The sequence below is a fragment of the Shewanella sp. MF08487 genome, from assembly GCF_050848685.1.
Taxonomy (GTDB): domain Bacteria; phylum Pseudomonadota; class Gammaproteobacteria; order Enterobacterales; family Shewanellaceae; genus Shewanella; species Shewanella glacialipiscicola.
Map to the genome: position 1 here is coordinate 1 of NZ_JBOZPB010000048.1, position 6,506 is coordinate 6,506.

At 44.0% G+C, this 6,506-nt stretch carries 6 protein-coding genes and 1 pseudogene; 4 read left to right on the forward strand and 3 right to left on the reverse strand.

Annotated features, from left to right (window positions below; genetic code table 11):
• The 3 genes and pseudogenes from ACRN9H_RS19385 to glmS all read left to right on the forward strand — a co-directional run.
• Positions 1-91: pseudogene (locus tag ACRN9H_RS19385) on the forward strand (IS5/IS1182 family transposase); the annotation flags it as partial.
• A gap of 95 nt (positions 92-186) precedes the next feature.
• Positions 187-960, forward strand: a complete 774-nt coding sequence (locus tag ACRN9H_RS19390; RefSeq protein ID WP_432315832.1) for a DeoR/GlpR family DNA-binding transcription regulator — start codon at positions 187-189, stop codon at positions 958-960.
• 47 nt (positions 961-1,007) lie between these two features.
• On the forward strand, positions 1,008-2,837 hold the full coding sequence (glmS, locus tag ACRN9H_RS19395; RefSeq protein WP_432315834.1) for a glutamine--fructose-6-phosphate transaminase (isomerizing): 1,830 nt from the start codon (positions 1,008-1,010) through the stop codon (positions 2,835-2,837).
• 104 nt (positions 2,838-2,941) lie between these two features.
• Here glmS and ACRN9H_RS19400 read toward each other — a convergent pair whose 3' ends face one another.
• The 3 genes from ACRN9H_RS19400 to ACRN9H_RS19410 form a co-directional block, all read right to left on the reverse strand.
• Positions 2,942-3,145 carry a DUF2061 domain-containing protein gene (locus ACRN9H_RS19400; protein ID WP_432315836.1) on the reverse strand — a complete coding sequence of 68 codons (204 nt, stop codon included), beginning with the start codon at positions 3,143-3,145 and terminating at the stop codon, positions 2,942-2,944.
• Positions 3,146-3,331: 186 nt separating this feature from the next.
• The gene (locus ACRN9H_RS19405; protein WP_263189949.1) at positions 3,332-4,237 is read right to left on the reverse strand and encodes a 1,4-dihydroxy-2-naphthoyl-CoA synthase; all 906 of its coding nucleotides are present in this window, start codon (positions 4,235-4,237) and stop codon (positions 3,332-3,334) included.
• A 129-nt stretch (positions 4,238-4,366) separates the two neighbouring features.
• Complete coding sequence (locus ACRN9H_RS19410) at positions 4,367-4,717, reverse strand: hypothetical protein (protein ID WP_432315838.1); 351 nt, start codon at positions 4,715-4,717, stop codon at positions 4,367-4,369.
• 91 nt (positions 4,718-4,808) lie between these two features.
• Between ACRN9H_RS19410 and ccoG the strand changes: the two genes are divergently transcribed.
• Positions 4,809-6,236, forward strand: a complete 1,428-nt coding sequence (ccoG, locus tag ACRN9H_RS19415) for a cytochrome c oxidase accessory protein CcoG (protein WP_220773652.1) — start codon at positions 4,809-4,811, stop codon at positions 6,234-6,236.
• Positions 6,237-6,506: the final 270 nt, after the last annotated feature.

A 6,506-nucleotide genomic window follows, 5' to 3' on the forward strand; every position in this document is an offset into this window, starting at 1 on the left:
AATATCAACAAGATATGACAAGCTAGCAAGAAATTACGCCAGTATGGTGTCACTGGCGTTTATGTTAATGTGGCTGCCGATGTATTGCTGAGCAACATTTGTACAGCAAAGATCAACAGACCCTAGTAAAAAAATAGTATTTCACTATAATGCATCTTTCGAATCGAAACTTAACTGAAAGTTTTTATGAACAAACGAAACACACAGCAGCGTCGCCATAGTATTATCACTATATTAAATGAACAGGGTGAAGTGAGTGTTGATGAACTGTCGTTACGTTTTGAAACCTCAGAAGTGACGATTCGCAAAGATCTCGCCGCGCTTGAGAAAACGGGTTTATTATTGCGCCGTTACGGTGGCGCCGTGGCGATTCCAGACGAAGTTACTCAACAGTTCTCTGCCAAGATCGCGCCTAATAAGCTGTCTATTGCGAAAACCGCAGCGCAGCTGATTAAAGATCACAATCGCATCATTATCGATAGCGGCACTACGACGTCAGGCTTGATTGAACAGCTTAACGATAAGCGTGGGCTGGTGGTGATGACGAATGCATTGCACCTTGCCAATGCCATTCATGAACTCGAAAACGAGCCAACCTTATTGATGACCGGTGGCACTTGGGACCCGCATTCTGAATCCTTTCAAGGCCAAGTCGCCGAGCAAGTGCTGCGTTCATATAATTTCGACCAACTGTTTATCGGTGCCGATGGTATCGATCTTGAACGCGGGACCACCACCTTTAACGAGTTAACAGGCCTAAGCAAAGTGATGGCCGAAGTGTCCCGTGAAGTGATCGTTATGGTCGATTCAGACAAAATAGGTAAGCGTATCCCTAACTTAGAGTTGCCGTGGGCAAGGGTCAGTGTGTTAGTCACTGACGACCGTATCGACGAGAGCGCGCTAAAAAAAATTTCAAATCAGGGCGTGCGAGTCATGCTAGCGCCCTACGCTCATGAGTGAGTGCAAAATAACTTAACAACTTCATTTTTAATTTATAGGTAAAAACTATGTGTGGAATCGTAGGCGCCGTGGCGCAAAGGGATGTGGCTGAAATTCTGGTAGAAGGCTTACGCCGCTTAGAATATCGCGGATATGACTCCGCAGGCGTTGCCGTTATTCACAATGGTGAACTCAATCGCACGCGCCGCGTTGGCAAAGTACAAGAGCTGTCTGCTGCGCTTGAAACCGATCCATTAGCGGGCGGAACCGGTATCGCGCACACTCGCTGGGCGACCCACGGTGAACCGAGTGAGCGTAATGCTCACCCGCATTTATCGGAAGGTGATATTGCCGTGGTGCACAACGGCATTATTGAAAACCACAATAAACTGCGCGAGATGCTAAAAGGTTTAGGCTATAAATTTAGCTCAGATACCGATACCGAAGTGATTTGTCACTTAGTACACCATGAGCTGAAAACCCATAGTACTCTGCTTGGTGCCGTACAGGCCACGGTTAAACAACTCGAAGGCGCCTATGGCACAGTCGTTATCGACCGTCGTGATAGTGAACGTATGGTTGTTGCTCGCTCTGGTAGTCCATTAGTGATTGGTTTTGGCCTAGGTGAAAACTTTGTCGCTTCAGATCAACTCGCCTTATTACCCGTCACTCGCTCATTTGCTTTCCTAGAAGAAGGTGATGTGGCCGAAGTGACCCGTCGCAGCGTGAGTATTTTCGACTTAAACGGTAATGCCGTTGAGCGCGAAGTTAAAGAATCTGAAATTACCCACGATGCCGGTGACAAAGGCGAATATCGCCACTATATGCTTAAAGAAATTTACGAGCAGCCATTGGCACTGACTCGTACTATCGAAGGCCGCATTGCTAATAAGCAAGTTTTAGATAGCGCCTTTGGTGACAACGCTGCTGAGTTTTTAAAAGATATCAAACATGTGCAAATCATCGCCTGTGGTACTAGTTACCATGCGGGCATGGCGGCACGTTACTGGTTAGAAGATTGGGCTGGCGTGTCTTGTAATGTCGAAATTGCCTCTGAATTCCGTTATCGCAAGTCGCACTTATTCCCAAATAGCCTGTTGGTGACGATTTCACAATCGGGTGAAACTGCCGATACCTTAGCGGCCATGCGCTTAGCGAAAGCAATGGGTTACAAAGCCACGTTGACGATTTGTAATGCGCCAGGTTCGTCACTGGTTCGCGAATCTGACATGGCTTACATGATGAAAGCGGGCGCCGAGATTGGTGTTGCATCGACTAAGGCTTTCACCGTTCAACTTGCTGGGTTGTTAATGCTGACTGCGGTGATCGGTCGCCACAATGGTATGTCTGATCAAATGCAGGCCGACATTACTCAAAGCCTACAATCTATGCCAGCAAAAGTGGAACAAGCTTTAGGTTTAGATGCTGCGATTGCAGAATTGGCTGAAGATTTTGCTGATAAACACCATGCCTTATTCCTCGGTCGTGGCGATCAATACCCGATAGCGATGGAAGGTGCATTAAAGCTGAAAGAGATTTCTTACATTCATGCTGAAGCTTATGCTTCTGGCGAGTTAAAACACGGCCCGCTGGCGCTTATTGATGCCGATATGCCTGTGATCGTCGTTGCGCCAAACAATGAATTGCTCGAAAAACTGAAGTCGAACGTCGAAGAAGTGCGTGCTCGTGGTGGACTAATGTACGTGTTTGCCGACGTGGATGCCGAGTTTGAGTCAGACGACACGATGAAAGTGATCCCTGTGCCTCACTGTGACATCTTTATGGCGCCACTGATCTACACTATTCCTTTACAGCTATTGTCGTACCATGTTGCATTAATTAAAGGTACCGACGTAGATCAACCACGTAATTTAGCAAAATCTGTAACTGTCGAATAAATATAGTATTTAAATTAAAAAACCGCCTTTATTGGCGGTTTTTAATTTAGAGTAATAATGACTTTTTTATTTACAGTAATAACGAATGCTGGTGGCTTAGCCTTTTATGCTGCTATGGCATCTAGCTCGTGTTGCTTTTTTGCCTCAATGCGTTTCCATACTTTGTCATGGAAGTAAAAAACCACTGTGTTGATAGCGGGTTCTACTAAGGCTACTGCGCCACCGACGACCACACTGCCAGTGAGTAAATAGGTTACGGTAAAAGCGACGCTAAAATGTATTGCGGCAAAAGTAAGTGTCTTAGTCATGATCTTATCCTCTAAATTGGTTCCCAGCGGGAATAATTAGATGATAACAATTCTCATTAAAATTAACAGCTGTGTTTTCAGATTAGTTTAAACGATTTTCTCTATTGATCAGACTTTAAAAACATAAAGCCCTCACAGTGGAGAGCCTTAGTGTCTTTATTCGTCAATTAAAACCGTGTTATTAAACTAATAGTGCCAAGGAAACGCTGAGAAGTCTTGATCACGCTTTTCGAGGAAGGCATCGCGTCCTTCCTGTGCTTCGGCGCTCGCATAGGCTAAACGTGTCGCTTCACCAGCAAATAATTGCTGACCGACCATACCATCGTCGGTCATATTGAAACCGTACTTCAGCATACGCATAGCGGTTGGCGATTTAGAGTTAATCTCTTTAGCCCACATTAACGCTTCGGTCTCTAGTTCTGCATGGGGAACGGATTTATTGACCATACCCATATCGAACGCTTCGTCAGCACTATAGTTAAAGCCACAAAAGAAGATTTCACGAGCACGCTTTTGGCCGATCATTTTAGCTAAGTAAGCGCTGCCATACCCTGAGTCGAAACTCGCTACATCGGGATCGGTTTGTTTAAATATTGCGTGTTCTTTTGAGGCTAAGGTTAAGTCACATACAACATGTAAACTATGGCCGCCTCCTACTGCCCAACCTGGCACAACGGCAATAACGACTTTAGGCATAAAGCGAATTAAGCGCTGTACTTCTAATATATGTAATCGGCCCATTCTGGCTTGATCGGCTTTACCTTCTTCAGCGCCTTCATATTTATAGCCATCTTTACCGCGAATCCGTTGATCGCCACCTGAGCAAAACGCCCAGCCACCATCTTTTGCTGAAGGACCATTGCCCGTTAACAGTACACAACCTACATCAGACCATTGGCGCGCATGATCGAGTGCGATAAATAGTTCATCAACGGTTTTAGGTCTAAATGCATTGCGGCATTCTGGGCGGCTAATGGCAATACGTACTGTGCCATGGGCTTTAGCTCTGTGGTAGGTGATGTCATCGAATTTAAATCCACTGACTTCATCCCATAGGGTGGGATCAAAAATATCCGATACTTGTTGGGTCATGATATATAGCCTTTGCACTGTAATGTTTCAAAGGCTAGGCGGAATTATATATAAGGTCAATCACCTAAGCCTAAAGCTTAGTGTTATATAGCAAAATCGCGTTTGCCTATGAGTTGATGAGGGTTAGAGTTAGAGGTGATCACACAGATAAAGCTGATTATCTTTGCTAAAAACAGGATGTTCTGGGGCCATAGTGCCGCAATAGTTAGCTTTAAAGTCGGCAATTGACTCGGGTGTCATTGGAATTTGATTAAACGCATTGAGTTCTAATGCCGATAAACGCTCAACGATGTCTATCCTTACCTTTGCCAGCGTATGGTCAATTTTAATAATTTGCGTTCCTGTCATAGAGTCAACTTTATTCTCTATTTTTTTGACCATTGCTTCTGTCTTTGCAATAGGTGCATCTAGTTTATCTGTTTCTGTATATAAGTAATATAATGCACCAGCAAGTAGCGCCAATATGATCCAACCTTTCATCTTTTAGCCCAACATAAGTGAATAACAATGAATTATGTGGGTATAATAAGCTAGTTTTCGCCCAATATTAAAGCAGTAAAAGGCTGTAACGATGAACTCAGAATCTAATAACAAAGATTACTCCAAAACTAATCGAATTAAAATTCATCAGCCGGATGCGAGTAAAGCAGATCGCTTTAGCCCTGGTAATCGAATTTATGTCCGAGCTATTGATGGTTTGTGGAGTAGTTTACGTCGCCGGATGGGTTGGATAGCGATGCTATTTTTCCTGCTTTTACCTTGGATCCCTTGGGGAAACCGCCAAGCGGTATGGTTTAATCTAAGTGAACAAAAGTTTCATGTCTTTGGTTTAACTATTTGGCCTCAAGACCTTACCTTGCTTGCTGCTATTTTTGTTATCGCCGCTTTTGCGCTGTTTTTTGTAACGACATACCTTGGTCGGGTTTGGTGTGGATATACCTGCCCGCAAACCGTATGGACCTTTATGTTCATTTGGTTTGAAGAAAAACTCGAAGGAGCACGCAACAAGCGTATTAAGCTTGATCAAATGCCGTGGAGTTTTAATAAAATATGGCGAAAAACAGCTAAACATATCGCTTGGATACTGCTCTCCCTGATGACGGCAATGACCTTTGTGTCCTATTTCGTGCCGAGCCGTGAAGTCTATATAGATGTGTTTACGCTTAATGCCTCTGGTGGTATCTACTTCTGGGTGGTGTTTTTCACGCTTGCAACATACGGTAATGCGGGTTGGATGCGTGAAATCATGTGTATTCACATGTGTCCTTACGCCCGTTTCCAAGCGGCCATGTTTGATAAAAATACCTATATAGTTGGTTATGATACAAAGCGTGGTGAGACTCGTGGCCCGCGTTCACGTAAAGATGATCCTAAAGAATTAGGTCTGGGTGACTGTATCGACTGTGATTTATGTGTTCAGGTATGCCCTACGGGGATCGATATTCGCAACGGCCTGCAATATGAGTGCATTAACTGTGGTGCATGTATCGATGCTTGCGATAATACAATGGAACGTATGGGTTACGCTAAAGGACTTATCAGCTATACCACTGAGAACAAGTTAGAAGGTATAAAGGAAAAAGTACTTCGACCTAAATTGATTGGTTATGGTGTGGTGCTTGCGGTGATGATATTAGTCTTCTTATATGCCAGTGCGACCATAGCGCCTGTTCGTATGGACATCATCCGTGATCGCAATCAGCTCTATAGAGAGAACAACCAAGGTTTGATTGAGAATACCTTCACCTTGAAAATTCTTAACAAGACTGAAGCGCCTCATGAATACACTATGAGTGTTGAAGGCTTAAATAACTATAAGTGGTACGGACCCACATCCGTCACGATTGCAGCAGGTGAAGTTTTAACTTTACCTATTAGTATTGGTATCGATCCGGTTGAGCTTTCTCGCTCAGTGACCAATATAGCGATACAAGTAAAAACTCATGTTGATGGGCAAGAGGTCGTGGTTGAACAAGAATCTCGCTTCTTTAGTCCATAAAGACCATCTTTAGTGACGAGTTTGATATCTGTGACTCGCATATATTGACCGATGACATCTAGATAAAGGGGCTTTTTAGCCCCTTTTTTATGCGTATCGTTTGATAAATAAACGTCTAAACGGTAAAACATAATTTTCTCACTAAAAGCCCTTGCACAAAATCTCCTGCTGCCTATAATGCGCATCCACTGACACGGCAGACAGCGAAAGCTAGCTGGCGAGTTGGATTGAATTGAGCAGGTTACTCTCTGTTGAGAATGGCACTTAATT